We start from the raw sequence: 26295 nt of genomic DNA, 5'->3' as shown, positions 1-26295 counted from the left end.
AAACGGATTCAGGCGACGCGCTTTAGGTCCTTTGTTTGATGCATGTCGTTGCCGCAAAACCGAGGTCACTTTTGCGCGACATGCATTAGGTCAGAAACGGATTGGTCCGCCGTTCATCGCCGAAACGGCTGCCCGGGCCATGGCCGCAGATGAAACCTATGTCGTCGCCAAGCGGCAGGAGCTTGCCCTTGATCGAGGCGATCAGCGCGGCATGGTCGCCGCCGGGCAGATCGGTGCGCCCGATCGAGCCGCGGAACAGCACGTCGCCGACATGCGCGAACTTGGCCGCCCGGTTGTAGTAGACGACATGGCCCGGCGCGTGCCCCGGGCAATGCAGCACCTCGAATTGATGATTGCCGAACGACACCGTTTCGCCTTCGGCAAGGAAGCGGTCCGGCACGCAGTTGCGCACGCCGGCGATGCCGTAGCGCCTGCCCTGGTTCTCGAGATTGTCGAGCAACATCTTGTCGGCCTCGTGCGGGCCGATGATGTCGATGCCCAGCGCATCCTTGAGCTCCATCGCGCCGCCGGCGTGGTCGATGTGGCCGTGCGTGATCCAGATGGCGCCGGCGGTGATGGCATTGTCCTTCAGCACCGACAGGATCTTGTCGACATCGCCCCCGGGATCGACGACGACGCCCGTCTTGTCGTCCATGTCAAACAGGATGGTGCAATTCTGCTGGAACGGCGTGACCGGCACGATGCCGGCATTGAGCTGACCCATGGCTTTCCTTTCGAGATGTAGCCGTGATGTAGAGGCCATGGCGTGCCGCGTCCACCGTCGGCCGACGCGAATAGTCCGCAAAAGGAAATGGGCGGCCGAAGCCGCCCATTTTGAAACCTGAAGTGGCAGGCCTTACTTCTTCATCGCGCCCATGACCGCGCCGATGATACCGGTCAAGATAGCGCCGCCGCCGGCGCCTCCAAGGATGTTCTTCAGATCGATCGCGCTTCCCGCCGCTCCCGCGGCTGCTGCCGGATCGGCGCCGCCGAGCAGGCTACCGAGGATGGCTGCACCACCGACGCCGCCGATCGCGCCGCCGAGAATTTTGGTGAGCTGGCCCATCGCCGCCTGCTTCAGTGCCACACCTACTGCCTGTCCGCCGATAACACCCGCAATCACCTGTACAACGATCTGAACAATCGTGTTCGTATCCATGTAACTGGTCCCTCCATAGCCGCCAGCCTCCTCGGGCCGACACCACCATGAGACGCCGAACCGTTCGAAAGTCAAATGCGCGAAAGCTTAAATAAAAGGGGCGGCTCGAAAACCGCCCCTGTTGCATAAAAAAGCTGTGACTAAACGCTATTCTGCGGCAATCGCATGCTTTGGTTGCACTGCGGCAGAATAGTCGTTCATCAACGTCTTGGCGATCTCGCCGACCTCGAATCGGTACGGACCGATCTCCGAAACCGGCGTGACCTCGGCGGCGGTGCCCGTGAGGAAGCACTGCTCGAAACCTTCGAGTTCCTCCGGCATGATGGGGCGCTCGATCACTTCGAAACCGCGATCCTTCGCCAGGCCGATCACGGTGCGGCGGGTTATGCCGTCGAGGAAGCAGTCAGGCGTCGGCGTATGGATCTTGCCGTCCTTGACGAAGAAGATGTTGGCGCCGGTGGCTTCCGCCACCTGGCCGCGCCAATCGAGCATCATGGCGTCGGCGTAGCCCTTGGCCTCGGCGGCGTGCTTGGACAGCGTACAGATCATGTAGAGGCCGGCGGCCTTCGACTTGGACGGCGCGGTGCGCGGATCGGGCCGGCGCCATTCGGCGACATCGAGGCGGATGCCCTTGAGCTTCTGCGCCGGATCGAAATAGCTCGGCCACTGCCAGATGGCGATGGCGCAGTTGATGCGGTTGTTCTGCGCCGAGACGCCCATCTGCTCGCTGCCGCGCCAGGCGATCGGGCGCACATAGGCGTCCTGGAAACCCTGCTTCTTCAGCAGCGTGCGGCAGGCCTCGTCGATCTCGGCGACCGGATAGGGAATCTTGAAGCCGAGCAGGCGCGCCGATTCATGCAGGCGTTCATTATGCTCGGTCAGCTTGAAGATCTGGCCGCCATAGGCGCGCTCGCCCTCGAAGACGGCGCTTGCATAGTGCAGGCCATGGGTCAGCACATGGACCTTGGCGTCGGCCCATTTGACGAACTCGCCGTTCATCCAGATGAAGCCGTCCAATTGATCGAAGGGAACGGATGCCATGGAAACCTCCCGCGGGCAGGCGCCCGCAAATCGTGGTGTTTTTAAAGCCTTTCGCACCGGCCTCGCCCAGGATCCGAAACGCTGGCCAATGCTTGAAAGCGTAGGCGGATATTCAATCCGTGGCAAACTCAGGAAGTTCCGGAAAAACGGCTTCCCCTTGCCTTTTCGTTCGCAATCCGCCGAAAAGCTTGTCAAAAATTATCATTGCCCGGAAATTACGTCAATAGTACTGACATAATTCCCGCCTCGCATGGAGAAATGATGACGAGCCCCGCAGCCGGTAAACCGATCAGGACGGCGATCGCCGATGAGGACGGCATCGACTTCGCCATCATCGAACTTTTTTTCTTCGCCTATCGCGATTTCACCTCCGACCCGGACCAGATACTGGCCGACTACGGCTTCGGCCGCGCCCATCATCGCGTGCTGCACTTCGTCAACCGCAGGCCGGGCCTCACCGTCGCCGAACTGCTCGATGTGCTGAAGATCACCAAGCAGAGCCTCGCGCGGGTTTTGAAGCAGTTGATCGACACCGACCATATCGTCCAGGTGCAAGGTCCGCGCGACCGCCGGCAGCGCGAACTCTACCCGACCGCCAAGGGTCGCGCCTTGGCCTTGGCGTTGGCGCGGCCACAGTCGCGCCGCATCCGTGCGGCATTGGAGGATTCCGGAGCCACCGAACGCGCCACGATCGAGCGCTTCCTGGAAGCGATGGTCAATCCGGAACTAAGAGCGCAGATCGACATTGTGCCTGCGCAAACATCGGGGAAGAACCATGGAGACCATTGAGAAGGTCGATCATCCGGCAGCGCCCGACGATGACGCGCCGCATCTTCTGGTTGTCGATGACGACACGCGTATCCGCAACCTGCTCAAGCAGTATCTGTCCGAGAACGGCTTTCGCGTCACCGTGGCCGGCAATTCCGGCGAGGCCAGGCGCAAGCTCGCCGGCCTCGACTTCGACCTACTGGTGCTCGATGTCATGATGCCGGGTGAAACCGGCGTCGACCTTACCAAGGCGCTGCGGGCCGAGAAAAATGTGCCGATCCTGATGCTGACGGCGCTGTCCGAGACCGACAGCCGCATCACCGGACTGGAAGCCGGCGCCGATGATTACCTGCCGAAACCGTTCGATCCGCGCGAACTGATCCTGCGCATCAACAACATTCTGCGCCGTGGCGGCCCGGCGGCCACGCCGAAGGTCGAGCAGCTGGTGTTCGGGCCCTACACGTTCCAGATCGCCAAGCGCGAATTGAAGCGCGGCGGCGAAGCGCTTAAGCTGACCGACCGCGAGCAGGAGATCCTCGCGATCTTCGCCGCGCGGGCGGGCGAGACCATACCGCGCCACGAGCTAGTGGGCGATGAATCGGATGTCGGCGAACGCACCATCGACGTGCAGATCAACCGGCTGCGCCGCAAGATCGAGCGCGATCCGTCCAATCCGGTATGGCTGCAGACGGTGCGCGGTATTGGGTATCGGCTCAGCGTCGAATAAACTACCGTCGAAGGCCCTTTGCTGAACAGGCCATCGACGAGCGGAAGGGCGAATGGCGACCACGCAACTGGAACAGCCTGAAGGAGGCGGCCCCGGCGATCTCGCGCTGCGGACGCTGAGGGCGATGCCGCGCGCCTGGAACCGGTTCTGGCGCCTGGTCGCGCTCTACATGCCGAAGCGGCTCTACGCCCGCTCGCTGATCATCGTCATCGCGCCGATGATCCTGCTGCAGTCGGTTGTTGCCTTCGTCTTCATGGAACGGCACTGGCAGACGGTAACCCAGCGCCTGTCGCAGGCGACGATCTCGGACATAGCGGCCGTCATCGACATGATGGAGACCTATCCGCATGACGCCGACTACGCCAACATCATCCGCATCGCCCAGGACCGCATGCAGCTGAAGGTCGATCTTTTGCCGCCCGACCCGCTGCCGCCGCCCGGCCCGAAACCGTTCTTTTCGATCCTCGACGAGGCGCTGTCGTCGGAGATCACGAGACAGATCAACCGTCCGTTCTGGATCGACACGGTCGGCAACTCGAATGTCGTCGAGGTCCGCGTCCAGCTCGAAGGCAAGGTGCTGCGCGTTTTCGTGCGGCGCAGCCAGGCATATGCCTCCAACACCCACATCTTCCTGATCTGGATGGTCGGCACCTCGCTGGTTCTGTTGATGATCGCCATTCCCTTCCTGCGCAATCAGATCAGGCCGATCCTGACGCTGGCCGAAGCCGCCGAGAGTTTCGGCAAGGGCCGGCCGATGCCGCGCGATTTCCGCCCCCGCGGCGCTGAGGAGGTTCGCCGAGCGGGTTTCGCTTTCATCCAGATGCGTGAGCGCATCGAGCGCCAGATCGAGCAGCGCACCGCCATGCTGACCGGCGTCAGCCACGACCTCAGGACCATCCTCACCCGATTCAAGCTCCAGCTGGCGCTGGCTGGCGGCAAATCCGAGACCAAGGCCGCGCTGAACCAGGACATCGACGACATGCAGTCGATGCTGGAAGGCTATCTCTCCTTTGCCCGTGGCGAGGCCACGGAAGATACCGGCCGTTTCGACCTCAACGCCTATTTCCAGAAGCTTGGCGAGGAAGCGCAATTGCGTGGCTGCAAGCTCACGACGACGCTGACCGGTGATCCGGCCGTGCATGTGCGGCCGAACGCCTTTGCCCGTTTGCTGTCCAACGTCATCGGCAATGCCTTCCGCTATGCCAAGACCGTCGAGGTCCACGCCAATCATGGCCGCGGCTCGCTCACCGTCACCATCGACGACAACGGGCCGGGCATCGCTGCCGACAAGCGCGAAGAGGTGTTCAAGCCTTTCCTGCGGCTCGACGAGGCGCGCAACCTCGACGCCAGCGGCACTGGACTTGGCCTGTCGATCGCCCGCGACATTGCCCGCAGCCACGGCGGCGACATCGGCCTCGAGGACAGCCCGCTCGGCGGCCTGCGCGCCGTGATCAAGGTGCCCGCCTAGCCAGAGCATGATCCCGAAAAGTGGAAGCCGGTTTTCGGATAAGATCATGCTCAATCAAAAACAGCTTCATCCGCGCGTCATGAAATCATGGTCAAGAGCGCGCATGAAGCGCGCGACCCTCGTTGATTCGGCCCTGCCGCCCTGCTTCGATCCCGTGCCCAGCCGGGTGCGCTGGAGCGAGGCGCGGGCCGCTGCCTGGTTGCCGTTCCGGCACCGCGCCGGCGCGTCCGATAGCCATTCCGGCAAAGGATCATCATGCACATCAGGATCGCCATGCGTATCCTGATGGTCACCGACGCATGGCGGCCGCAGGTCAATGGCGTGGTGCACACGCTGGAACGCCTTACCGAGGCGCTGAAACCCTTCGACGTCGAGCTCGATTTCCTGACGCCGAACCGCTTTCGCACCTTGCCGATGCCGACCTATCCCGACATCCGGCTCGCATTGACGACGCCGGGCCATGTCGCGCGCATGATCGACGCCGCCAAGGCCGACCACATCCACATCGTCACCGAAGGTCCGCTCGGCATCATGGCGCGCCGGCATTGCCGAAAGGTGGGCCGCCCCTTCACCACCAGCTACCACACGCGCTTTCCCGAATATCTCAGCGCCCGCCTGCCGGTGCCGGAGCGCTGGGCTTACAGCTGGCTGCGCGACTTCCACAATTCGGGACAGGGCACGCTCGTCGCGACGCAATCGCTGGCGGACGATCTCGCGACACGCGGCTTCACCAAGCTGAGGCCCTGGACACGCGGCGTCGACACCGACCATTTCCGGCCCGACAAGCGCAAGGAAACCGGCTTCCCCCGCCCGGTTTTCCTGTGCGCCGGCCGCGTCGCGATCGAAAAGAACCTGACCGCCTTCCTTGATCTCGACCTGCCCGGCAGCAAGGTTATCGTCGGCGAGGGACCGGAGCTGGCAAAGCTCAAGGCGCGCTATCCCAAGGCGCATTTCCTCGGCCATCGCCCGAACGACGAACTGGCCGAGATCTACGCGTCGGCCGATGTCTTCGTCTTCCCGAGCCGCACCGACACCTTCGGCAACGTCATCATCGAGGCGCTGGCCAGCGGAACGCCCGTCGCCGCCTATCCGGTGACCGGACCGATCGACATTGTCGGCGATGGCGTCGGCGGAGCCGTGTCGAACGATCTTGGTGAAGCGGCGATGAAGGCGCTTCACGTCGACCGCGCCGAAGCCCGCCAGCGCGCGATGCGCTACAGCTGGCAGGCCTGCGCCGAAATGTTCCTCGACGTGGTCGACGAAGCGCTGGGCATGCCAGGCAAGCGCGCCGATCAGGATCGGCTGGCTCAAGGTCGCCCCAGCCTCGTCCTAGAATAGGCGCCCGCCGTCCGGCACTTTACGCTCGATGGCGCCGAGCACCACCGCGCCTTCTTCATCGGGAAAGCCGAGCGTCAGCACTTCCGACATGAACGGGCCGATCTGGCGCGGCGGGAAATTGACCACCGCGAAGATCTGGCGGCCGATCAGCGTTTCCGGCGCGTAGTATTTGGTGATCTGCGCCGACGACTTCTTCACCCCGATCGCCGGACCGAAATCGATCTTCAGCTTGATCGCCGGCTTGCGCGCCTCCGGAAACGGCTCGGCCTCGACGATCGTGCCGGCCCGGATGTCGACACGGTCGAAATCGGCAAAGCTGATCTCGGGCTTGCGCTCGCTGCTGGAACTCATCGGTGATGTCGGCCTGGCTCAGGCGTTTCCATGGGTCTCGAAGAGCACGCTGGACAGCGCGTCCTTGGCCGATGTACCCGACCAGACGACGAACTGGAAGGCCTGGAAATAGCATTCGCAGGCCTCGAGCGCCGAGGACAACAGCACCTCGACCTGCTGGCTCGACGGCTCGACCCCGCCGGCAAGCAGCAGCGACTGCCTGAACATGATCGCGCCTTCCTGTTCCCACAGGTCGAAGTGACCGAACAGCATCTGTTCGTTGATCAGCGACAGCAGCCGCATCACTTCCAGCGCACGCGTTTCGGGCACCTTGATGTCGAAGGCGCAGGCCAGATGCAGCGCCTCGAAATCCTCCATCCAGGAAAAGGAGACATGGTAGTCTGTCCAGCTGCCGGCCACCGAAATCGCAATCTCGTCGTCGCCGGCGCGCTCGAAGGACCAGTCGTTGTTGTGGGCCACCTGCTCGATGACATCCACCGGGTGGATTTCGCGGGAGAATTCGAGTTCGAGGAGTTCCATGAATGCTTCCTGTGTTCAGGGGAGCGCCACACGCTCCGCGGGGCACACACGACGAACAATCTTGTCTAGAACTCGGACGGTCAGGACTTTCCAACGCAAAGACCCCAACCGGACCCCACCGCCCGGCGCATGACCCTGCTTCGAATCATGCAACAAATTCAGTCTATTGATCGGGAGTCGCGTGAACAGCCCAATTTTTCGCACTGCGTCATCCGCATGTGGAAAGGTGGCTGTCACAAAGATTCATGCAATGCCGGTAAGCGATTCACGGCAAAGCGATTTTTCGGATCGCGCTATGTGGAAAAGTTTAACGATTATTTTTTTGCGCGGGGCTTTGCAGCACCCGCAGGTGCGGCCTGCCCGGTCAGTTCGGCGAGCCTGGCCTCGAGCGCCTCGACGCGCGTCGCCAGCTGGATGTTGTCTTCCCTCGCCTTGACCGCCATCTCGCGCACGGCCTCGAACTCTTCGCGCTGCACCACATCCATGGAATTCAGCATGCGCTCGGCCTGGGCCCGGAACGCCGTCTCCACTTCGCGACGCACACCCTGCGCGGCACCCGCGGCATCGGTCATGATCTTTGCGAATTCATCGAGAATGCGGTTCGGTCCGGTCGACATGGCAGATCCTCGCTTGCTTGATTTGACGTAGTGGGGCGCGACGCGGAATGCAAGAACGTTGAGGTTGATGCCGCCTCTGCGTTGCTATGGCGCATGGCGGTGCCATGCCTGAACAAAGCTATCGCATCGCCCCGACCTGTACTTGAAGTCGCCAAATCGCCTATTGTGCTCGTGTATTGTTCCAGCACTCAGTCAGGATTGACCAATGGCAACGCCCCCGCGCCGACCGACAAACCCGTTCGCAGCCGCGGAAGCCGCCTTCAAGCCCGTCAAAAAGCCCGCGGCGCCAATTCGCGAGGCCGCGGCGGCGCCAAATGTCAGAGAACTTGTTTCGATAAGGATCGATCGCGCTGTACTGGACCACTTCCAGGAAGATGGCCCTGGCTGGCAGGACAGGATCAACGACGCTCTAAGGCAGATTGTCGCCGGCAAACCTCAGGTTTGAAATCGCTCGCCGTGGCGTTCAGAACATCAATCGCCTTGCCTTGACCCTGCCAAAACCCTGCCGCATGGTCCGCGCCCGATAGACGACCGCAACCGGGAGATCCCAGTTTGAGCGAATATTTCCTGCTGCCGCTGGCCTCCCTGCCCTTCCCCAACATCAATCCGGTTATCGTTCAAATCGGGCCGCTGGCGGTGCACTGGTACGGCGTCGGCTATATCGTCGGCATCCTCTTTGCCTGGTGGTACGCCAAACGGCTGGTCACCAATACGCGCCTGTGGCCGGACGGCAAGTTGCCGATGAAGCCCGAGGACCTCGACGACTTCATCGTCTGGGCGGCGATCGGCGTCGTGCTCGGCGGGCGCACCGGCTACGTGCTGTTCTACGACCTGCCGCGCTACATCGCGCATCCGCTCGATATCTTCGCCGTCTGGCAGGGCGGCATGTCGTTCCATGGCGGCCTGCTCGGCGTCATCCTCGCCATGACACTGTTTTCGCTTAAGCGCCGCATCCACACCTGGACGCTGTTCGACGTGGTGTCGGCCGGCGTGCCGGTTGGGCTAGGCCTCGTGCGTGTCGCCAACTTCATCAATTCGGAGCTCTGGGGCCGGCCGTCGGACGTGCCATGGGCGATCGAGTTCCCCAATGGCGGGCCATTCACCCGCCATCCCAGCCAGCTCTACGAGGCCTTGCTCGAAGGCCTGGTGCTGTTCCTGGTGCTGCGCTTCCTCACCCATTCGCGCCTGAAACTGAAGACGCCGCGCTTCGTCGGCGGCGCCTTCATCTGCGGCTACGGCCTGTCGCGCATCTTCGTCGAGTTTTTCCGCGAGCCCGACCAGCAGCTCGGCTACCTGCTCGGCACCAACTGGCTGACCATGGGCATGATCCTGTCCACGCCGATGGTGCTGGCCGGCATATGGGCCATGGTCACCGCAAAGACGATGGCGCAGCCGCAAGCGGCATGACCCGGCTCAAGGAGCGCATCGTCGATCTGATCGAAGCCGTTGGACCGATGCCGGTCGACGAATATATGGCGCTCTGCCTGTTCGATCCCCAGAACGGCTATTACACGACGCGCGAGCCATTCGGCGCCGCCGGCGACTTCATCACGGCGCCCGAGATCAGCCAGATGTTCGGCGAGCTCGTGGCAGTCTGGCTCTACCAGGCCTGGCAAGCTGCCGGCCGGCCGTTGCCGGCGACCTTCGCCGAGATCGGACCAGGCCGTGGCACCTTGATGAAGGACATGCTGCGCACCTGGTCGCGGCTCGACCCGGCGCTCGTGGCCGGCGCGTCCTTTGCCATGATCGAGACCAGCCCGCGCCTGGCTGAGATCCAGAAACAGACGCTTGCAGGCCAAAACGCGGCGCTTGCCTGGCACCAGACCATCGACGCGTTGCCGCGACAGCCGCTGTTGATCGTCGGCAACGAATTGTTCGACGCCGTGCCGATCCGGCAGTTCGTGCATGTCGGCGAACGCTGGCGCGAGCGCATGGTCGGTCTCGGCGACAATGACGAGCTGCGTTTCTTTGCCGGCGCCGGCTCGCTCGATCCCACGCTGTTGCCCGAAGATGCCTCCGGCGCGCCCGAAGGCGCGATCGCCGAAGTGGCGCCAGCCCGTGTTGCATTGATGTCGGTGATCGCGGGGCGCATCGCTGCCCAGGGCGGCGCGGGCCTCTTTATCGACTACGGTCATTTGCAGCCTGGCATCGGCGACACCTTGCAGGCCTTGCGCCGGCACCGGCATGAAGACGTGCTGGCCGGCCCCGGCGAGGCCGATCTCACTTCGCATGTCGATTTCGCCGCGCTTGCGACAGCGGTCCGCCCGCATGGGCTTCGTGTCGAGATGACGACGCAGGGAGAATTCCTGCTTGGCATGGGCTTGATCGAGCGCGCCGGCGCGCTCGGGGCGAACGCCGACGAGCAGGCCCGTCAAACCATCTCCGACGCGGTCGAACGCCTGGCCGGCCCCGACGCGATGGGCGAGCTGTTCAAGGTGATGAAGATCCTGCCGGCGGCGAGAGCCGCTTGAGATTGGCAGGCGGTCCCGACGCCTGGTCCTGCCAGTCGTCCGAACTTCGCCTTGACGAGACCGCCCCGCACAGACGACAAACCCAACCATGCTGAATCAGAGCAGACCCAATCCAGTACGCTCGCCGCTGCTTGAAAAGGCGCAAGGCATGCGCCACGGCTACTTCACCCGCATCGGCGGCGTCTCCGACGGCATCTATCGGGGGCTCAACATCGGCACGGGCTCCAGCGACGACCAGACGCTGGTCGCCGAGAACCGGCGACGCGTTGCCGACTGGATGGGCGTGCCGGCGGATCGCCTGTTGACCGCGCACCAGATCCACTCGCCGGATGTCGTCGTCGCCAGGGAACCCTTCGCGGGCCCTCGCCCGAAGGCCGACGCCATCGTCACCGATCGTCCGGGCATCGCCATCGGCGCCTCGACCGCCGATTGCGGGCCGGTGCTGTTCGCCGACGCCGAGGCGCGCGTCATCGGTGCCGCCCATGCGGGCTGGAAGGGCGCCTTCACCGGCGTGCTCGAAAACACCATCACCGCGATGGAAGGCCTCGGCGCCCGTCGCGAGCGCATCGTCGCGGTGCTCGGTCCTTCCATCGGCCCCGACAATTACGAGGTCGGGCCGGAATTCGTCACCCGCTTCGTCGAGGCCGATACCGGCAATCACCACTATTTCAGGCCGTCGAAGACCGCCGGCCACTCGATGTTCGACCTCAACCAATATACGGTCGACCGGCTGCGCAAGGCGGGCGTGACCGCCGAGGGCCTCGGCCGCTGCACTTACGCGGAAGAAGAGCTTTTCTATTCCTACCGGCGTACCACACACCGCAAGGAAGCGGATTACGGGCGCCAGGTTTCAGCAATCGTCCTGGAGAAAGAGTAATGGCGCTGCATTTCGAACGATCGGAATTCGACGCGCGGCGCGACCGGCTGCTCATCGAGATGGCCGACAAGAAGCTCGACGCCGTGCTCTTGTTCGCGCAGGAGAGCATGTACTGGCTGACCGGCTACGACACGTTCGGCTTCTGCTTCTTCCAGTGCCTGGTGGTGAAGGCCGACGGCTCGATGGTGCTGCTCACCCGTTCAGCTGATCTGAGGCAAGCGCGCCATACCTCGACCATCGAGAACATCGTGCTGTGGACCGACCGCCAGGGCGCCAATCCGGCGATCGACCTGCGGAACCTGCTCAACGACCTCGACCTGCTCGGCGCCCGCATCGGCGTCGAATACGACACCCATGGCCTGACCGCCTACAATGGCCGCCGCGTGGACGAGCAGTTGCAGACTTTCGGCCAGATCGCCGATGCTTCAGGCATCGTCGGCCGGCTGCGCCTGTTCAAGAGCCCGGCCGAAATCGCCAAGGCGGAAAAGGCCGCCAATCTTTCCGACGACGCGCTGGACGCCGCCTTGCCTCTGATCAAGCAGGGCGGCGACGAAGGGCTCATCCTCGCCGCCATGCAGGGCGCGGTCTTTGCCGGCGGCGGCGACTATCCCGCCAACGAGTACATCATCGGCTCTGGCCCCGATGCCTTGCTCTGCCGCTACAAGGCCGGCCGCCGCAAGCTCACCAAGAACGACCAGCTGACGCTCGAATGGGCCGGCGTCTTCCACCACTATCATGCCCCCATGATGCGCACCGTTTTGACCGGCAAGGTGTCGAAGCGCCACCAGGAATTGTTCGACGCTTCCCGTGCCGCCCTGCTCGCGGTCGAAAAGGCGATGACGCCGGGCAACACGTTCGGCGACGTCTTCGACGCGCATGCCCGCACGCTCGAGGCGCACAACCTGACCAAGCACCGGCTGAATGCCTGCGGCTATTCGGTCGGCGCCCGCTTCACGCCGTCCTGGATGGACATGCCGATGTTCTACCAGGGCAATACCGAGCCGATCGCACCGAACATGACGCTGTTCGCGCATATGATCATCATGGACTCCGAGACCGAGACCGCGATGACGCTCGGCCGCACCTACCTGACCACGGAATCGGCGCCCAAGCCGCTGTCGCGCCATGATCTCGACTTGATCGTGCAGTGAATCCATAATGGTTGGTTCACGCGGGGGCGTTCGCCAGTAAGGAGTTTTCAGGCAGATGAGACGATCGCAGGTGTCGACCGTGTCATTGCTTGCGGCGCTGGCGCTTGGCGCCTGCACCAATGCCAAGGACGTCCTGGAGCCTTCGGCCATCACCCCGCCGGCGACCTCGGCCCAGTCTTCGGCCTTCCCGCAGGGCACCTCGACAACGGCCACGTCTCCGACCACGACCGCGCCCGCTCCTTCGACCACGGCGACATCCGTGACACCCGCAACGCCCACCCAGACCGCAGCCCTCGCCAAGACGCGGCTGCAGGTGGCGCCGATCGTAGGCGCATCCGTGGAGGCCGCGGCGCCCTTGACGGCGGAACTGCAGACCCGTGCGAGGCAGCGCGGCCTGACGCTTGTCGGCAGCACGGACCAGACGGCGACGCATGTGTTGAAAGGCTATTTTTCGACGATGTCCGAGGGCAAGGACACGACCGTCATCTATGTCTGGGACATTTACGACCCCTCGGGCAATCGCCTGCACCGCATCAATGGCCAGCAGAAGGCGCCTGCGGCCGGCAGCGGCGAAGGCTGGCCCACGGTGGCGCCCGCGACCATGCAGGCCATTGCCGACCAGACGATCGACCAGTTCGCAGCCTGGCTTGGCAGCGGCGGCGCCGGTTGACTATTGCCGGCCGAACTGTTGCCGGCTTGCGATGTTTTTCCATGTTTGTTGCGGTCGCCGGAGGGATTCCCCACAACGAGGCTTGCAATACCGGCGCGGGCCGCTAAAAGCCCGCATAAAAGGCTCTTGAGAGTCTCTCCGGCCTCTCCATCCTTCACCAGGAACGGTGCATGAAGCTTTTCGCGGGCAATTCCAACCGGGTGCTGGCCGAAGCGGTCGCTCGCTATCTCAACATCCCGCTAGGGAAGGCCAGCGTCAGGCGCTTCGCCGACCAGGAAATCTTCGTCGAAATCCAGGAGAATGTGCGCGGCGAGGATGTCTTCATCCTGCAGTCGACCTCTTATCCGACCAACGACCATCTGATGGAACTGCTCATCATGATGGACGCCTTCATGCGCTCCTCGGCCAAGCGCATCACGGCCGTCATCCCCTATTTCGGTTACGCAAGGCAGGACCGCCGCGCTTCCGGCCGCACGCCGATCTCGGCCAAGCTGGTCGCCAATATGATCGCCCGTGCCGGCGCCGACCGCGTGTTGACGCTCGATCTGCATGCCGGCCAGATCCAGGGTTTCTTCGACATCCCGACCGACAATCTGTTCTCGGTGCCGGTGATGGCCCGCGACGTGAAGGCCAAGTACAAGCAGCTCGGCAATGTCGTCGTCGTATCGCCCGACATTGGCGGCGTGGTGCGGGCGCGTGCGCTGGCCAAGCGCTTCGACGCGCAGCTCGCCATCGTCGACAAGCGCCGCGAGCGTCCCGGCGAGTCGGAAGTCATGAACATCATCGGCGCCGTCGCCGGCAAGGACTGCCTGCTGATCGACGACATCGTCGATTCCGGCGGCACGCTTTGCAACGCGGCCGACGCGCTGCTCGCCAATGGCGCGACCTCCGTCACCGCCTACATTACCCATGGCGTGCTCTCCGGTGGCGCCGTTGCCCGCATCGCCGGATCGAAGCTGCAGGAACTGGTGATCACCGACTCCATCCAGCCGACGCAGGGCGTGCTCGACGCCCCGAACATCCGCGTCATTTCGATCGCCGACCTGATGGGCGAAGCGATCTCGCGCACGGCCACGGAAGAATCGGTGTCGAGCCTGTTCGACTGATTTTTCGCCCTGTCGGGGCGCCCATAGAATCCGAACGACCTGTAGAATCTGAACGACAAGACGTCCTGACATCGTCGCGAAAGGTATGCAGCTGATGCTGAATCGAATCAAAATGGCTGGCGTCGCGGCGACGCTCCTGACAATCGGCGTCGTCGGCACGGCCTATGCACCGACTATTGCTTCGATTTCGACCGCGCGGGCTCAAACGCAATATCTGCCCACCGAAAAGGACTTCATTGGCAAATGGACAATCACTGGGTCCGCTATCCGGCCGCCGCGTGATCTGAAGGAGCCCGCATCGCCCGACATGGAGGCGGCCGCGACGGAATTTCAGCAAACGGTGACGGCGTTCTACGGCGCGTTCGACTATCTGGAGATCACGGCGGACGGCCGTTACAATTTTCACCAACCGGGAGACCCTGCATCGGGATCTTGCGTTTGGTGCGGGACATGGTCCTTCAAAAACGATTCATTGTGGCTTGCGCTGGATACGGCGCCCAGGCTCGACATTTACGCCAAGGGCGGCGACCTCCAGATGACCTACACGGCGGAGCCCGAAAAGACCTCGCGCTATAAGTGGCTGGTTTTCGGCTGGACCAGGGCTGATTGACGATACCTTCGAGTTCGACGGCACGCTGTGAGGCGATCTCGCGCACGTCAACCGAAGAATCGATTGAGCTTGTTCGATTGATCCGAGCGAGCAGTTTCCGCACCCGGCAAGAATTCGCTGAACGCAGACGCCGAAAGCGGGCGCGCCCCGCAACCGAGGAATCGGTGTCGAGCCTGTTCGATTAATCGGAACTGGTGGCCGCGGGCGCATAGCGCAGCAGCGTCACCCCTTGCGCAAGGCACTCCGTGCCGAGCGGCTTCAACGCCAGCGACAGGCCGGACCGGAAATACGGCTTGCCGCCGCCCAGCACGACCGGATGCACGTAAAGCCGGTACTCGTCGATCAGGCCGGCACACGCAAGATGCCCGGCAAGCTCGGCGCCGGAGACGGAAATCTCGCCGTCCGTGTCCGCCTTGAGCGCCCTCACCACTGCCTCCGCGTCGCCTTTGACCACACGGGCATTCGGCCCAACCTCCTGAAGCGTGGTTGAAAACACGACCTTCGGCGTTTCTCGCCAGGCGTAGGCAAAATCCCGCTCGACGTCTTCAGCGGCGATCTCGCGCTCCGGGCTGTCCCAGAAACGCATGGTTTCATACATCCTGCGCCCGCAAAGCGCGATCGATGTCCGTCGCATCTCGTCGTTGAAATGCCGATGCAGTTCTTCCTCGGGCACCGGCAGGTCGATGTCCCCGCTCGGCCCGGCGATATAGCCATCCAGCGATGTCAGCATGGCATAAACGATCGTCGCCATGGGAGGCCTCCGATTTCGCTTTCTCGCAAAAGGAGCATAACTGATTGCAAATTGCAATCGGAATTGGAACCTTAGGCTGGAGCCGGCGCATCCGCTCAGCGCCGCCGGCGCTGCGTCACGCGGCGATCGGACCGCCTGTGCGGCGCGGGTTTTCGCCGGCATCGCGCGCGCCGCGCATATAGCCGCGCGGCGAGGCGCCAAGCATGCGCTTGAACATGGTGATGAAGGCCGGCACGCTGTCATAGCCGAGATCGAGCGCCACCCTGGTGATCGGCTCGCCATCGGCGAGTCTCGGCAGCGCCGCGAAGAGGCAGGCCTGCTGGCGCCAAGTCGACAGCGACAGCCCGGTCTGGCGATGGAAGGCGCGGGTGAACGACCGGCGGCTCATGCCCGCTTCATCTGCCCATTCGTCGATCGTCGCATGCGGTGAAGGGGCCGCCACGAAGCGCCGGCAAAGCGCCGCGAGCTTCGGATCGGACGGGAAAGGCAGGCCGAGCGGCCGTTCCGGCAGGTTCGGGATCTCGTGCAGCAAAAGCCCCATGACAAGCGCGGCGCGCCCCTCGAGCTCGCCGCCCTGCGGCAGCTTCTCCGATTCGACGATCAGGCTGTGCATCAATTCCGTGATGCCGACGACGCGCAACCCTTCCGGTAGGCCGGGAATGGCATCCGGCATCACATAGACCGAGCGCATCGAGACATCACCCAGCATCTCGACGGAATGCTCGATCCCGGCAGGGATCCACATCGCGTGGTCTGGCGGCACCATCCAGCGCCCGTGCCTGGTCTTCACCAGGACCACGCCAACCAGCGCATGCAGCAACTGGCTGCGGCTGTGGCGGTGCTGCGGCACGTGATAGCCGTCCGGATATTCGGTCGGCAGCGCCACCGCTGGCCCGACGGCCTCTTCCAGCCATTGCCAGCGTGTCTGGTGCAGACGCCCGAGCTCAGCGGCATCGCCTTTGAAGATTTCCCTGCCATGCGGCATCGGAGATGGCCCACTTGCGAAACTATTGGACCAAACCACGAAAGAAGTCGCTTGGCAACAGGCCTATAAGGCGGCCTGCGGTTCGCCGCGAGAAGACCACGGAGCATTTGCCTTGACTGATACGACCGCCACCTCCGTCGCCGCGCCGGCGACGGCAAGCAGCACCTCGGCGCAGGCGACGGCCTTTGCCGTCATCCTCTCGGTGAGCTTCTGCCACGGCATCAACGACATCATGCAGTCGCTGCTGCCGGCGATCTATCCGCTCCTCAAGGACAATTACGGTCTCGATTTCTGGCAGATCGGCCTTCTGACCTTCACCTTCCAGGTCACGGCCTCGCTGCTGCAGCCGGTTATCGGCATGGTCACCGACAAGCGGCCCATGCCTTATTCCTTGCCTTGGGGCATGGCTTCGTCGCTGGTCGGCCTGATCGTACTGGCTTATGCCGGCCATTATGTGCTGCTTCTGGTCGGCGCCTCGCTGATCGGCATCGGCTCGGCGATCTTCCATCCGGAATCCTCGCGCATCGCCCGCTTCGCCTCGGGCGGCCGCTTCGGCCTCGCGCAGTCGTTGTTCCAGGTCGGCGGCAATTTCGGCCAGTCGATGGGGCCGCTGCTCGCCGCCTTCATCGTCGTGCCCTTCGGGCAGACCAGCATCTCCTGGTTCGCCGTCGGCTCGCTGATCGGCATCTTCGTGCTTTGGCAGGTCGGCGGCTGGTACAGCCGTATGCGCGCCTCACAGGCCGCTCGCAAGCAGGGTGCCCACGTGTCGCCCTTTCCGCGCAAGAAGGTGATGGGCGCGCTCGCCGTCCTGACGCTGCTGGTGCTGACCAAGAACGCTTATATCGCCTCGCTTGCCAGCTACTACACCTTCTACTCCATGCATAAGTTCGGCGTTTCGGTGCAAACGAGCCAGGTGATGCTGTTCCTGTTCCTCGGCGCGTCGGCGCTCGGCATCCTGCTTGGCGGCCCGTTCGGCGACCGTTACGGACAGAAGGCGATGATCTGGTTCTCGATCGTCGGCGTGCTGCCCTTCACGCTGGCGCTGCCCTACGCCAATCTGGAATGGACGATGGTGCTCACCGTGATGATCGGCCTCATTCTGTCCTCGGCCTTCTCCAACATCGTGGTGTTCGCGCAGGAGCTGGTGCCAGGCCGGGTCGGCACGATCGCCGGCATCTTCTTCGGCTTCGCCTTCGGCACGGGCGGCATCGCCGCCGCGGTGCTCGGCGTCGTCGCCGACATGAAGGGCATCGATTTCGTATTTCAGGTCTGCTCGTACCTGCCCTTCCTCGGCCTGCTGACCGTGTTCCTGCCCAACATGAAGGAAGCGCGAAGGGCCTGATTGCCCGGGCACTCCGAACGGCCTCTGAAGATCGAAGCACCCGCCGCTTGGCGGGTGCTTCGTGTTTGGCGACCTGCCTCAAGCCTTGAAGAAGGCCAGCAGGTCGGCGTTGATGACGTCCGCATGCGTCGTCGCCATGCCGTGCGGGAAACCCTTGTAGACCTTGAGCTCGCCCTTCTTGAGCAGCTTGATCGAGATGAGCGCGGAATCGGCGATCGGCACGATCTGGTCGTCGTCGCCATGCATGACCAGCACCGGCACGTCGATTGTCTTCAGGTCCTCGGTGAAGTCGGTCTCCGAGAAGGCCTTGATGCAGTCGTAATGCGCCTTGGTGCCGCCCATCATGCCCTGGCGCCACCAATTGTTGACGACGCCTTCGGAAACCTGGGCGCCGGGACGGTTGAAGCCGTAGAACGGGCCGGCCGGCACGTCGTGGAAGAACTGGGCGCGGTTGGCCGCCAGCGCCGCGCGGAAACCGTCGAACACCTCGATCGGCAGGCCGCCCGGATTGGCCGCCGTCTTCAGCATGATCGGCGGCACCGCGCCGATCAGCACGGCCTTGGCGACGCGGCCGCCCGAGCCATACTTGGCGACATAGCGCGCCACCTCGCCGCCGCCGGTCGAGTGACCGACATGGATGGCGTCCTTGAGGCCGAGATGCGTGGTGAGCTCGGCCACGTCGGCGGCGTAGGTGTCCATCTCGTTGCCGGTATCGGTCTGGCTGGAACGGCCATGGCCGCGCCGGTCATGCGCGACGACGCGGTAACCCTGTCCCAGGAAGAACAGCATCTGGGCATCCCAGTCGTCGCTGCTCAACGGCCAGCCATGGTGGAAGACGACCGGCTGGCCGGTTCCCCAATCCTTGTAGAATATCTGCGTTCCATCCTTGGTGGTGATCGTGCCGCTGCCCGAACCTGGCTTGGTCTGCGAGGTCATCTCAATCTCCTTTTTTGATATCGCAATAAACAATATCGCGATAATCACCTGATAACGGAGACCGCAACCCTTGTCCATGGAAATATGTATCGCGATATCATTTTCCGTGGTACATAACGAATGCTCAGTCGGCAAAAGGAATGCGCCGTGCCTCTCCCGTTGGACAATCAGCTCTGCTTCACGCTCTACGCCACCAGCATGGCGATCAACCGCACCTACAAGCCGATGCTGGACGAGATGGGGATCACCTACCCGCAATATCTCGTGCTCAACGCATTGGGAGAAACGGACGGCATGTCGGTGGGCAGCATCGCGCATCGGCTGGCCCTGGAATCGAGCACCATCACGCCGCTGGTGAAGCGAATGGAGCAGGCTGGCCTTGTCACCCGCCAGCGCAGCCATACGGACGAGCGCCAGGTGCAGGTCGACCTGACCCCTGGCGGACGAGCCTTGCTCGTCCAATGCAATTGCCTGAACGAGACGCTGATCGAGCGCTCAGGCATGAAATTGGCGGAGCTCGATGCCTTGAACCGGCAAATCCAGGCGCTGCGCGATGCGCTGAACGGCGGCCTGGCGGTTGACGCCGCCTAGATGTGCTGAAAACGAGGTCAAGCACGGCGGAAGGGTTTGCGTCCCGGCACCTTTGGACGGGCTCAGCGGATGCGGGTCACGCCTCGAACCTGACCGGTGGAAGCGGCGGCGCCTCCAGCCCCTGGAACGGATCGCGCCAGGCGTCGATCGCCTCCAGCCGGCCGTACCAGCGCCGGATCGCCGGATAGTCGGCGAGCGGCAACCCGGCGACGTCGTTGAAAGGCAGGAACGTCGCCATGCGGAAGTCGGCATAGGAGATCGAACTGCCGACCAGCCACTCCCGCGCGGAAAGCTCAGGCTCGAGGACCGCCGCGGCTTTATGGAACTGCCTCAGTCCCTCCTCGACCAGCTCCCGATCGATAGGACCAAGCCCATAGCGCTGCTTGGTGCCGCGCTCGAAATGCACCATGTCGCAAGCGAAGGCGAACCGTTCCTTGCCCCAGCTGATCCAGCGGATCATGTCCGGCTCGTCGTCCCCGCCGCGCCAGAAATCCGAACGAACCTCGCGCGAAAGCCGGCAGGCGATGCCGTCGGCTTCCCACAGGCTCCATCCCTGCCCGACCAGGATCGGCAAGGTCAGATTGGGGTTGAGCGCGCGATAGCGTTCGGCCTGCCCCGGCGCCATGGGCGATGCGAACTCGAACGCGATCTCCGCCTTGAGATAGCGCGCCGTCGCGACCGCGAGGCGAGGATTGGGATTGCGGCTGAACAGGAGTTTCATAGTGGTCCCCACGGGTCTGGTTGCATGCCGCAGGACGGCTGAGAACCGCCTGTTCCTACATTTGTCGCAAATGGGATTTCCGGTTTATGCATTCGGTGCTGGAAACCACCCTGCAAGCCTTCCAGCCCAACCGCTTGCGCCCTTGCCCGCCTTCCGCTATAGAGCCGCCACCCGCGTAGACACCCTTGGAGGCAACGCGGAGGAAGGCCGGCCAGGCCTCGCATGATCCCCAGACGCATTTGGATCGCCAAACGCATCGGACAGATCGTGCAGGGCCGCGACGGCTTTCGACGTTTACGGTTGGCCTCGTGCTTGCCGCAAGCGCTCCATAACACGCGAAAGGAAATGCCATGAGCCACGATGCTTACGAGCTCAAGGCCGAAGCGCGCGAACAGGTCGGTAAGGGGTCCGCCCGTGCAGTTCGCCGCAACGGTAAAGTGCCTGCAGTTATCTACGGCGACAAGCAGCCTCCCCTGGCGATTGCGCTCAACTACAAGGATCTCTTCTACAAGATCCATGGCGGCGGGTTCCTGACCACGATCGCCACGATCGATGTCGACGGCAAGAAGATCCAGGTCCTGCCGAAGGATTTCCAACTCGACCCGGTCAAGGATTTTCCTGTCCATGTCGACTTCCTGCGCATCGGCAAGGACACCGAAGTCAATGTCGACGTGCCTGTCCACTTCATCAATGAGGACAAGTCGCCCGGCATCAAGCGCGGCGGCGTGCTCAACATCGTCCGCCACGAAGTCGAGTTCCACTGCCCGGCCAACGCGATCCCGGAATTCATCACCGTTGATCTCACCGGCACCGACATCGGCGATTCGATCCACATCTCGGCGGTCAAGCTGCCGGCCGGCGTCAAGCCGGTCATCTCCGATCGCGACTTCACCATCGCGACCGTTGCAGGCTCGTCGGCGATGAAGCCGGAGACGGAAGCGACCACCGAGCCGGCGGCGACCGAGACGGCGGCCCCGGCGGCCGAAGAGAAGTAATTCTCCGAGCCGGATGATTTCATCCGGCTCCAAATCAGAGAATAGAGCATGATGTTTTCCGAAAACCGCTTCACACTTTTCGGCATCATGCTCTAGGTCCGGAGACGGCGATGCTTGTCTTTGCAGGCCTCGGCAATCCGGGCGCGAAATACGAAAACAACCGGCACAATGTCGGCTTCATGGCGGCGGACGCGATTGCCCGCCGCCATTCCTTTTCGCCGTGGTCGAGAAAATTCCAGGGCCTGATCTGCGAAGGCACGCTCGGCGGCGAGAAGGTGCTGCTGATCAAGCCGCAGACCTTCATGAATCTCTCCGGACAGTCGGTCGGCGAAGCGCTGCGCTTCTATAAGCTCGAACCTTCCGCCCTCACCGTCTTCTATGACGAGATCGACCTTGCCGCCGGCAAGCTTCGGGTCAAGGTCGGCGGCGGCTCCGGCGGCCATAACGGCATCCGTTCGCTCGACCAGCATGTCGGCAACGCCTTTCGTCGGGTGCGCATTGGCGTCGGCCATCCCGGCGTCAAGGAGATGGTGCACGGCCATGTGCTCGGCGATTTCGCCAAGGCCGACCGCGAATGGCTCGATGTCCTGCTGGCGGCAATCGCCGACGACGCCGGTCTGCTGGCCAAGGGCGACGACAGCTCGTTCATGAACCGCGTCACGCTCGCCTTGCGCGACAAGCTCGTGCCGACCGGCGATGACGACCGCCCGCCGCCCAAGCCGCCGAAGCAGCAAAGCCATGTCCGCCAGGCGCGCCCGCAACAGCCGGCGGCAAAACTTCCCGAAAGCGGCCCGATGGCCGCCATGCTGAAGAAGCTGTTTGGAAAAGACTAAAGGGCGGCGCGTCCGCGCGGGATCGCTCAGCGGCATCGCACCCGGGCCACAAGTGAGATCGGCATGGCGGACAGTGTTTCGGATATCGCGGCACGCGCCAGAAAACTCGGCCTGGCCGGGGACTTCGCCGCGGGTCACGCGCTGATCGACCAGGCCTGTCGTCTGGCCAGCGACGATCCGCAAGCCCGCGCGCTCTGCGCCCTCGAACGCGGTCGCCTCTACAATTCCGCCGGCGAGCGCGAGACGGCGCGGCCGCTGTTCGGCGAAGCCTGGCGACTGGCGCGGGCAGCCGGAGCTCATGCATTGGCCGCGGATGCCGCGCATATGCTGGCAATCGTCGGTACGCTTGACGACGCCGTCGAATGGACCGCGACGGCCCTTGCCCATATCGGCGAGCATCCGGAGGCCGGTATCTGGCGTGGCCCCCTGCTCAACAATCTCGGCTGGTCCTATTTCGACGCCGGCCGGCTCGCGGATGCATTGGCGCTGTTCGAGCAGGCGGTCGAGCTGCGCCGCTCGGCCGGCGAGAAACGCGAGCTGCGCATCGCGCGCTATGCCGTGATCAGGACGTTGCGTGCGCTGGAGCGCCTGGAAGAAGCCCACCGGCTTGCCGAAGAAACCGCAGCTGCGGCGGCCGCCGACGGCGCGCAGGCGCCTTATGTGCTGGAGGAGCTGGCCGAATGCCGCGCCCGTCTCGGCGACTTGGACGGCGCTCGCGACAGCGCCCGAGAGGCGCTGGCTGTGCTGGAGAAGGACCAGGCCTTCGTCAGCGGCGAACCGGAGCGTCTTGCCCGGCTGCGCCAGCTTGCGCGGTGATCCGGCGATAACCAGATTAGCGGCCGTGAGGCGGCCCGGCCGATCGGGGCTTGACGTTCGTCACCCCTATCGCCCATAGCCCTCACCAAAATCGAATTCCGACAGGACTGGACGAACATGGGTTTCAAATGTGGCATCGTTGGCTTGCCCAACGTCGGCAAGTCGACGCTGTTCAATGCGCTGACCAGGACGGCGGCCGCGCAGGCCGCCAACTATCCTTTCTGCACCATCGAGCCGAACACCGGCGAGGTGGCGGTGCCGGATCCGCGCCTGCAGAAGATCGCGGCGATCGGCAAGTCGAAGGAGATCATCCCGACCCGCATCTCCTTCGTCGACATCGCCGGCCTGGTGCGCGGCGCCTCCAAGGGCGAAGGGCTGGGCAACCAGTTCCTGGCCAACATCCGCGAGGTCGACGCCATCGTGCATGTGCTGCGCTGCTTCGAGGATGACGACATCACCCATGTCGAAGGCCGCATCGACCCCGTCGCCGACGCCGAGACGGTCGAGACCGAGCTGATGCTCGCCGACCTCGAAAGCCTCGAGCGCCGCATCGCCCAGATCCGCAAGCGCGCCGCCGGCAAGGACAAGGAGGCCATGGCCGTCCTGCCGATGATGGAGGCCGCGCTGGAATTGCTGCAGGCCGGCAAGCCGACGCGCTTCCTTCTCAACGGCATTGCGGCGGAGGATCTGCGCATCCTGCAGGGGCTGAACCTGCTCACCTCGCATCCCGTTCTCTATGTCTGCAACGTCGCCGAGGCGGACGCCGCCACCGGCAACGAACACACGCACGCGGTGGAGAAGATGGCGGCCGCGCAGGGCGCCGGCACGGTGGTGATCTCGGCGGCGATCGAGGCCGAAGTCGCCCAGCTTTCCGACGAGGAGGAAATGGAGTTCCTCGCCTCGCTCGGCCTCGATGAGCCCGGCCTCAACAAGGTGATCCGCGCCGGCTACGACCTCCTGCATCTGATCACCTATTTCACCGTCGGGCCGAAGGAGACGCGCGCCTGGACGATCCACAAGGGCGATAAGGCGCCGCAGGCGGCCGGCGTCATCCACACCGACTTCGAACGCGGCTTCATCCGCGCCCAGACGATCTCCTACAACGACTTCGTCACGCTGGGCGGCGAAGTGGCGGCCAAGGAAGCCGGCAAGGCGCGCGACGAAGGCAAGGAATATGTCGTCCAGGACGGCGACATCATGCTGTTCAAGTTCAACACCTGATTCCCGTCCTCCGCCGCTACCGCCCGCTGTCTTGACCTTGTGATATCACGGGGCTAGTCGGCTATTGCAGGCGGTGTTTCGTCGGCAATCCCGGTGCAATCGAACGAAACCCTTTCCGGCAAGGGAGACCCGGCGATGATAAAAACCTTCGTCGTGGACAATGATCGCCTGCGCCTCACCGAGGACCTTGCGGCCGATGGCGACAGGGTCGTCTGGGCCGATCTCTTCAACCCGACCAAGGAGGAAGAGGCGCGCGTCGAGGGCTGGCTGGGCATTGCCATCCCGACCCGCGAGGAGATGGAGGAGATCGAGATTTCGAGCCGCCTCTATATCGAGGACGGCGGCTACTTCATGACCGCCGTGCTGCCGGCGCAGACCGAGGCCGACGATCCCTTGATGTCGCCGGTGACCTTCGCGCTTGCCGGCAAGAGGCTGATCACCATCCGCTACCACGAACCCAAAGCCTTCAAGACCTTCCCGCTGCGCGCCGAGAAAGTGGCGACCGGCTGTACCAGCGGCGACACCATCCTGATCGGTCTTTTGGAAGCGATCGTCGATCGCCTGGCCGACATCCTCGAGCGCGCCGGCCGTGAGGTCGAAGTGATCTCGCGCGACATCTTCGAAGCCCGCTCGACCAAAGCCTCGAAGCGCAACCGCGATTTCCAGGAGCTCCTGAAAGGCATCGGCCGCAAGGAGGACATCGCTTCCTCGGTCCGCGACAGCCTGATCTCGCTGCAACGCCTTGCCGGCTTCCTCGCCCATGTCGCGGCCCAGACCAAGATGAGCAAGGATGTGCGCGCCCGCATCAAGACGCTGTCGCGCGATGTGCTCTCGCTTGCCGACCATGCCACCTTCCTGTCGCAGAAGATCTCCTTCCTGCTCGATGCCACGCTTGGCATGATCTCGATCGAGCAGAACGCCATCATCAAGATCTTCTCGGTCGCCGCCGTCATCTTTCTGCCGCCGACGCTGGTCGCGTCGATCTACGGCATGAATTTCGACATCATCCCCGAGCTCAAATGGGAGTTGGGCTATCCCTTCGCCATCGGCCTGATGGTGGTCTCGGCGATCCTGCCCTTCTGGTATTTCCGCCGCCGCGGCTGGCTCTGACGGTGTTTGCCGGCGACGGCTGGCTTACCAGAAATCACTTGACCAAATCGCCATTGGCCTTCATCCGGGGTGCCCGACCTACGGATCGCACGTCGTCAACCGGATTGTCAGCATGACCGGAAAGACCTGGGCCTATGAGGATTTTGTCGAGGGCGCCTCGCTGGACATCGGCAGCAAGGACGTAAAAGCTGCCGAAATCATCGAATTCGCCAGCGAATTCGATGCCCAGCCGATGCATCTCGACGAGGAAGCCGGCAAGGCGAGCATCCTTGGCGGGCTTTCGGCTTCGGGCTGGCACACCTGCGCGATGTTCATGCGCATGCTGTGCGACGCCTTCCTGCTCGATTCGACCTCGCAGGGCTCCCCCGGCATCGAGCATGTGAAATGGAAGAAGCCGGTTCTGGCCGGCGACCGGCTGACCGGCACGGTCACCATACTGTCCAAGCGCCAATCCAAATCGAGGCCGCAGCTCGGCTTGATCACCATGCGCAGCGAGCTCGTCAACCAGCGCGGCGAAAGCGTCTTCGAGCTGGAGAACACCGGTATGTTCCTGACCCGCGGGGCCGGGGCATGACCCTCGACGAATTCTTCCTGATCGGCCAGACCGTCACGCTCGGCTCGCATAAATTCGAGGCCGACGAGATCAAGGCGTTCGCCAGGAAATACGATCCGCAGGTCTTCCACGTCGACGAGGAGGCGGCGAAGAACAGCGTGCTTGGCGGGCTCTGTGCCTCCGGCTGGCACACCGCCGCCACCTGGATGAAATACAACCTCGAAAAGCGCATGGAGACCGAGGGCGTGCGCTGGACCGGCCCCGGCCCGCAACCCGAATTCGGCCCCTCGCCCGGCTTCCGCAATTTGAAATGGCTGAAGCCGGTCTATGCCGGCGAGACGGTGACCTTCACGCGCACCGCCTTGGCCCACCGCCCGCTTGCCGGGCGTCCGGGCTGGAACCTGCTCACGCTGCGCTGCGAGGCCTCCGATTCGACCGGCGACAAGGTCATCGAGTTCGACAGCGCCGTGCTGGTGAAGGTGGAGTAGTTGCACCTCTCCTTCTCCCCTTGTGGGAGAAGGTGGATCGGCGCGCAGCGCCGAGACGGATGAGGGGTGTTCCAGCGGAG

The 26295-nt window shown here is 63.6% G+C and carries 32 protein-coding genes; 22 read left to right on the top strand and 10 right to left on the bottom strand.

Translation table 11 applies throughout. The features are described from left to right. Positions 1-85: 85 nt before the first annotated feature. The 3 genes from RFM52_RS28330 to RFM52_RS28320 all read right to left on the bottom strand — a co-directional run bounded on the left by RFM52_RS28330 (position 86) and on the right by RFM52_RS28320 (position 2200). Entirely contained in the window at positions 86-724 is a 639-nt protein-coding gene (locus RFM52_RS28330; protein ID WP_320293401.1) for an MBL fold metallo-hydrolase, read from the bottom strand. Between the two features lie 132 nt (positions 725-856). Beyond that, entirely contained in the window at positions 857-1159 is a 303-nt protein-coding gene (locus RFM52_RS28325) for a hypothetical protein (RefSeq protein WP_320293400.1), read from the bottom strand. Positions 1160-1306: 147 nt separating this feature from the next. Then, the gene (locus RFM52_RS28320) at positions 1307-2200 is read right to left on the bottom strand and encodes a branched-chain amino acid aminotransferase (RefSeq protein WP_320293399.1); all 894 of its coding nucleotides are present in this window, start codon (positions 2198-2200) and stop codon (positions 1307-1309) included. Here RFM52_RS28320 and RFM52_RS28315 point away from each other — a divergent pair. From RFM52_RS28315 to RFM52_RS28295, 5 genes are all read left to right on the top strand, one after another. After that, complete coding sequence (locus RFM52_RS28315) at positions 2199-2438, top strand: hypothetical protein (RefSeq protein WP_320293398.1); 240 nt, start codon at positions 2199-2201, stop codon at positions 2436-2438. The genes RFM52_RS28320 and RFM52_RS28315 overlap by 2 nt on opposite strands. Positions 2439-2458: 20 nt before the next feature. Beyond that, positions 2459-2989: a MarR family winged helix-turn-helix transcriptional regulator gene (locus RFM52_RS28310; protein ID WP_430699204.1), complete on the top strand. Its 531-nt coding sequence runs from the start codon at positions 2459-2461 to the stop codon at positions 2987-2989. Further along, the gene (locus tag RFM52_RS28305) at positions 2976-3695 is read left to right on the top strand and encodes a response regulator (protein WP_040989639.1); all 720 of its coding nucleotides are present in this window, start codon (positions 2976-2978) and stop codon (positions 3693-3695) included. The genes RFM52_RS28310 and RFM52_RS28305 overlap by 14 nt, the downstream gene beginning before the upstream one ends. 52 nt (positions 3696-3747) lie before the next feature. Next, positions 3748-5163, top strand: coding sequence for an ATP-binding protein (locus tag RFM52_RS28300; protein WP_320293397.1), 1416 nt, complete (start codon positions 3748-3750; stop codon positions 5161-5163). Between the two features lie 273 nt (positions 5164-5436). After that, entirely contained in the window at positions 5437-6501 is a 1065-nt protein-coding gene (locus RFM52_RS28295; protein WP_320293769.1) for a glycosyltransferase family 4 protein, read from the top strand. On the opposite strand, the gene RFM52_RS28290 is transcribed toward RFM52_RS28295, so the two are convergent. The 3 genes from RFM52_RS28290 to RFM52_RS28280 all read right to left on the bottom strand — a co-directional run bounded on the left by RFM52_RS28290 (position 6493) and on the right by RFM52_RS28280 (position 7988). After that, entirely contained in the window at positions 6493-6852 is a 360-nt protein-coding gene (locus RFM52_RS28290) for a tRNA-binding protein (protein ID WP_320293396.1), read from the bottom strand. The two genes, RFM52_RS28295 and RFM52_RS28290, sit on opposite strands and share 9 nt — an antisense overlap. An 18-nt stretch (positions 6853-6870) precedes the next feature. Beyond that, the gene (locus RFM52_RS28285; RefSeq protein ID WP_320293395.1) at positions 6871-7371 is read right to left on the bottom strand and encodes a type III secretion system chaperone family protein; all 501 of its coding nucleotides are present in this window, start codon (positions 7369-7371) and stop codon (positions 6871-6873) included. 314 nt (positions 7372-7685) lie between these two features. Beyond that, complete coding sequence (locus tag RFM52_RS28280; RefSeq protein ID WP_224636597.1) at positions 7686-7988, bottom strand: accessory factor UbiK family protein; 303 nt, start codon at positions 7986-7988, stop codon at positions 7686-7688. A gap of 205 nt (positions 7989-8193) precedes the next feature. On the opposite strand from RFM52_RS28280, the gene RFM52_RS28275 reads away from it, so the two are divergent. The 8 genes from RFM52_RS28275 to RFM52_RS28240 all read left to right on the top strand — a co-directional run bounded on the left by RFM52_RS28275 (position 8194) and on the right by RFM52_RS28240 (position 14873). After that, positions 8194-8433 (top strand): BrnA antitoxin family protein, encoded by a 240-nt coding sequence (locus RFM52_RS28275; RefSeq protein WP_320293394.1) that lies wholly within the window; start codon positions 8194-8196, stop codon positions 8431-8433. A gap of 107 nt (positions 8434-8540) precedes the next feature. Next, the gene (gene lgt / locus RFM52_RS28270; protein ID WP_320293393.1) at positions 8541-9395 is read left to right on the top strand and encodes a prolipoprotein diacylglyceryl transferase; all 855 of its coding nucleotides are present in this window, start codon (positions 8541-8543) and stop codon (positions 9393-9395) included. Further along, the gene (locus RFM52_RS28265; RefSeq protein WP_320293392.1) at positions 9392-10459 is read left to right on the top strand and encodes a class I SAM-dependent methyltransferase; all 1068 of its coding nucleotides are present in this window, start codon (positions 9392-9394) and stop codon (positions 10457-10459) included. The genes lgt and RFM52_RS28265 overlap by 4 nt, the downstream gene beginning before the upstream one ends. An 88-nt stretch (positions 10460-10547) precedes the next feature. Beyond that, positions 10548-11336 carry a peptidoglycan editing factor PgeF gene (pgeF, locus tag RFM52_RS28260; RefSeq protein ID WP_320293391.1) on the top strand — a complete coding sequence of 263 codons (789 nt, stop codon included), beginning with the start codon at positions 10548-10550 and terminating at the stop codon, positions 11334-11336. Further along, entirely contained in the window at positions 11336-12487 is a 1152-nt protein-coding gene (locus RFM52_RS28255; RefSeq protein WP_320293390.1) for a M24 family metallopeptidase, read from the top strand. The genes pgeF and RFM52_RS28255 overlap by 1 nt, the downstream gene beginning before the upstream one ends. A 55-nt stretch (positions 12488-12542) precedes the next feature. After that, complete coding sequence (locus RFM52_RS28250) at positions 12543-13157, top strand: hypothetical protein (protein WP_320293389.1); 615 nt, start codon at positions 12543-12545, stop codon at positions 13155-13157. Positions 13158-13327: 170 nt separating this feature from the next. Continuing rightward, entirely contained in the window at positions 13328-14263 is a 936-nt protein-coding gene (locus tag RFM52_RS28245) for a ribose-phosphate pyrophosphokinase (protein WP_320293388.1), read from the top strand. A 94-nt stretch (positions 14264-14357) separates the two neighbouring features. Continuing rightward, complete coding sequence (locus RFM52_RS28240) at positions 14358-14873, top strand: hypothetical protein (protein ID WP_320293768.1); 516 nt, start codon at positions 14358-14360, stop codon at positions 14871-14873. Positions 14874-15054: 181 nt separating this feature from the next. Here RFM52_RS28240 and RFM52_RS28235 read toward each other — a convergent pair whose 3' ends face one another. Together RFM52_RS28235 and RFM52_RS28230 are read right to left on the bottom strand one after the other, a co-directional pair. Next, entirely contained in the window at positions 15055-15624 is a 570-nt protein-coding gene (locus RFM52_RS28235) for a dihydrofolate reductase family protein (RefSeq protein WP_320293387.1), read from the bottom strand. Positions 15625-15739: 115 nt separating this feature from the next. Continuing rightward, on the bottom strand, positions 15740-16609 hold the full coding sequence (locus RFM52_RS28230; protein ID WP_320293386.1) for an AraC family transcriptional regulator: 870 nt from the start codon (positions 16607-16609) through the stop codon (positions 15740-15742). A 112-nt stretch (positions 16610-16721) separates the two neighbouring features. Between RFM52_RS28230 and RFM52_RS28225 the strand changes: the two genes are divergently transcribed. Continuing rightward, positions 16722-17951 carry an MFS transporter gene (locus RFM52_RS28225; protein WP_320293385.1) on the top strand — a complete coding sequence of 410 codons (1230 nt, stop codon included), beginning with the start codon at positions 16722-16724 and terminating at the stop codon, positions 17949-17951. A 78-nt stretch (positions 17952-18029) separates the two neighbouring features. Here RFM52_RS28225 and RFM52_RS28220 read toward each other — a convergent pair whose 3' ends face one another. Next, entirely contained in the window at positions 18030-18887 is an 858-nt protein-coding gene (locus tag RFM52_RS28220) for an alpha/beta fold hydrolase (protein ID WP_320293384.1), read from the bottom strand. 147 nt (positions 18888-19034) lie between these two features. On the opposite strand from RFM52_RS28220, the gene RFM52_RS28215 reads away from it, so the two are divergent. Continuing rightward, entirely contained in the window at positions 19035-19478 is a 444-nt protein-coding gene (locus tag RFM52_RS28215; RefSeq protein ID WP_320293383.1) for a MarR family winged helix-turn-helix transcriptional regulator, read from the top strand. Between the two features lie 76 nt (positions 19479-19554). On the opposite strand, the gene RFM52_RS28210 is transcribed toward RFM52_RS28215, so the two are convergent. Beyond that, the gene (locus RFM52_RS28210; RefSeq protein ID WP_320293382.1) at positions 19555-20199 is read right to left on the bottom strand and encodes a glutathione S-transferase family protein; all 645 of its coding nucleotides are present in this window, start codon (positions 20197-20199) and stop codon (positions 19555-19557) included. Positions 20200-20549: 350 nt separating this feature from the next. On the opposite strand from RFM52_RS28210, the gene RFM52_RS28205 reads away from it, so the two are divergent. The 7 genes from RFM52_RS28205 (at position 20550) to RFM52_RS28175 (ending at position 26215) form a co-directional block, all read left to right on the top strand. Then, positions 20550-21194: a 50S ribosomal protein L25/general stress protein Ctc gene (locus tag RFM52_RS28205; RefSeq protein ID WP_320293381.1), complete on the top strand. Its 645-nt coding sequence runs from the start codon at positions 20550-20552 to the stop codon at positions 21192-21194. Positions 21195-21304: 110 nt separating this feature from the next. Further along, positions 21305-22027 carry an aminoacyl-tRNA hydrolase gene (pth, locus tag RFM52_RS28200; RefSeq protein WP_320293380.1) on the top strand — a complete coding sequence of 241 codons (723 nt, stop codon included), beginning with the start codon at positions 21305-21307 and terminating at the stop codon, positions 22025-22027. Between the two features lie 63 nt (positions 22028-22090). Next, positions 22091-22843, top strand: coding sequence for a tetratricopeptide repeat protein (locus RFM52_RS28195; protein WP_320293379.1), 753 nt, complete (start codon positions 22091-22093; stop codon positions 22841-22843). 117 nt (positions 22844-22960) lie between these two features. Beyond that, positions 22961-24064, top strand: a complete 1104-nt coding sequence (gene ychF / locus RFM52_RS28190) for a redox-regulated ATPase YchF (protein ID WP_320293378.1) — start codon at positions 22961-22963, stop codon at positions 24062-24064. 135 nt (positions 24065-24199) lie between these two features. After that, positions 24200-25174 (top strand): magnesium/cobalt transporter CorA, encoded by a 975-nt coding sequence (gene corA, locus RFM52_RS28185; RefSeq protein ID WP_320293377.1) that lies wholly within the window; start codon positions 24200-24202, stop codon positions 25172-25174. A gap of 112 nt (positions 25175-25286) precedes the next feature. Continuing rightward, the gene (locus tag RFM52_RS28180; RefSeq protein WP_320293376.1) at positions 25287-25748 is read left to right on the top strand and encodes a MaoC family dehydratase; all 462 of its coding nucleotides are present in this window, start codon (positions 25287-25289) and stop codon (positions 25746-25748) included. Beyond that, a complete protein-coding gene (locus RFM52_RS28175; RefSeq protein WP_320293375.1) occupies positions 25745-26215 on the top strand; it encodes a MaoC family dehydratase in 471 nt (156 codons plus the stop codon). The genes RFM52_RS28180 and RFM52_RS28175 overlap by 4 nt, the downstream gene beginning before the upstream one ends. Positions 26216-26295: the final 80 nt, after the last annotated feature.

Source organism: Mesorhizobium humile (assembly GCF_033977215.1).
GTDB classification, from domain to species: Bacteria; Pseudomonadota; Alphaproteobacteria; order Rhizobiales; family Rhizobiaceae; genus Mesorhizobium; species Mesorhizobium humile.
The sequence above is the reverse complement of the archived record's forward strand: the minus strand, read 5'-3'. Positions and strand labels throughout refer to the sequence as shown.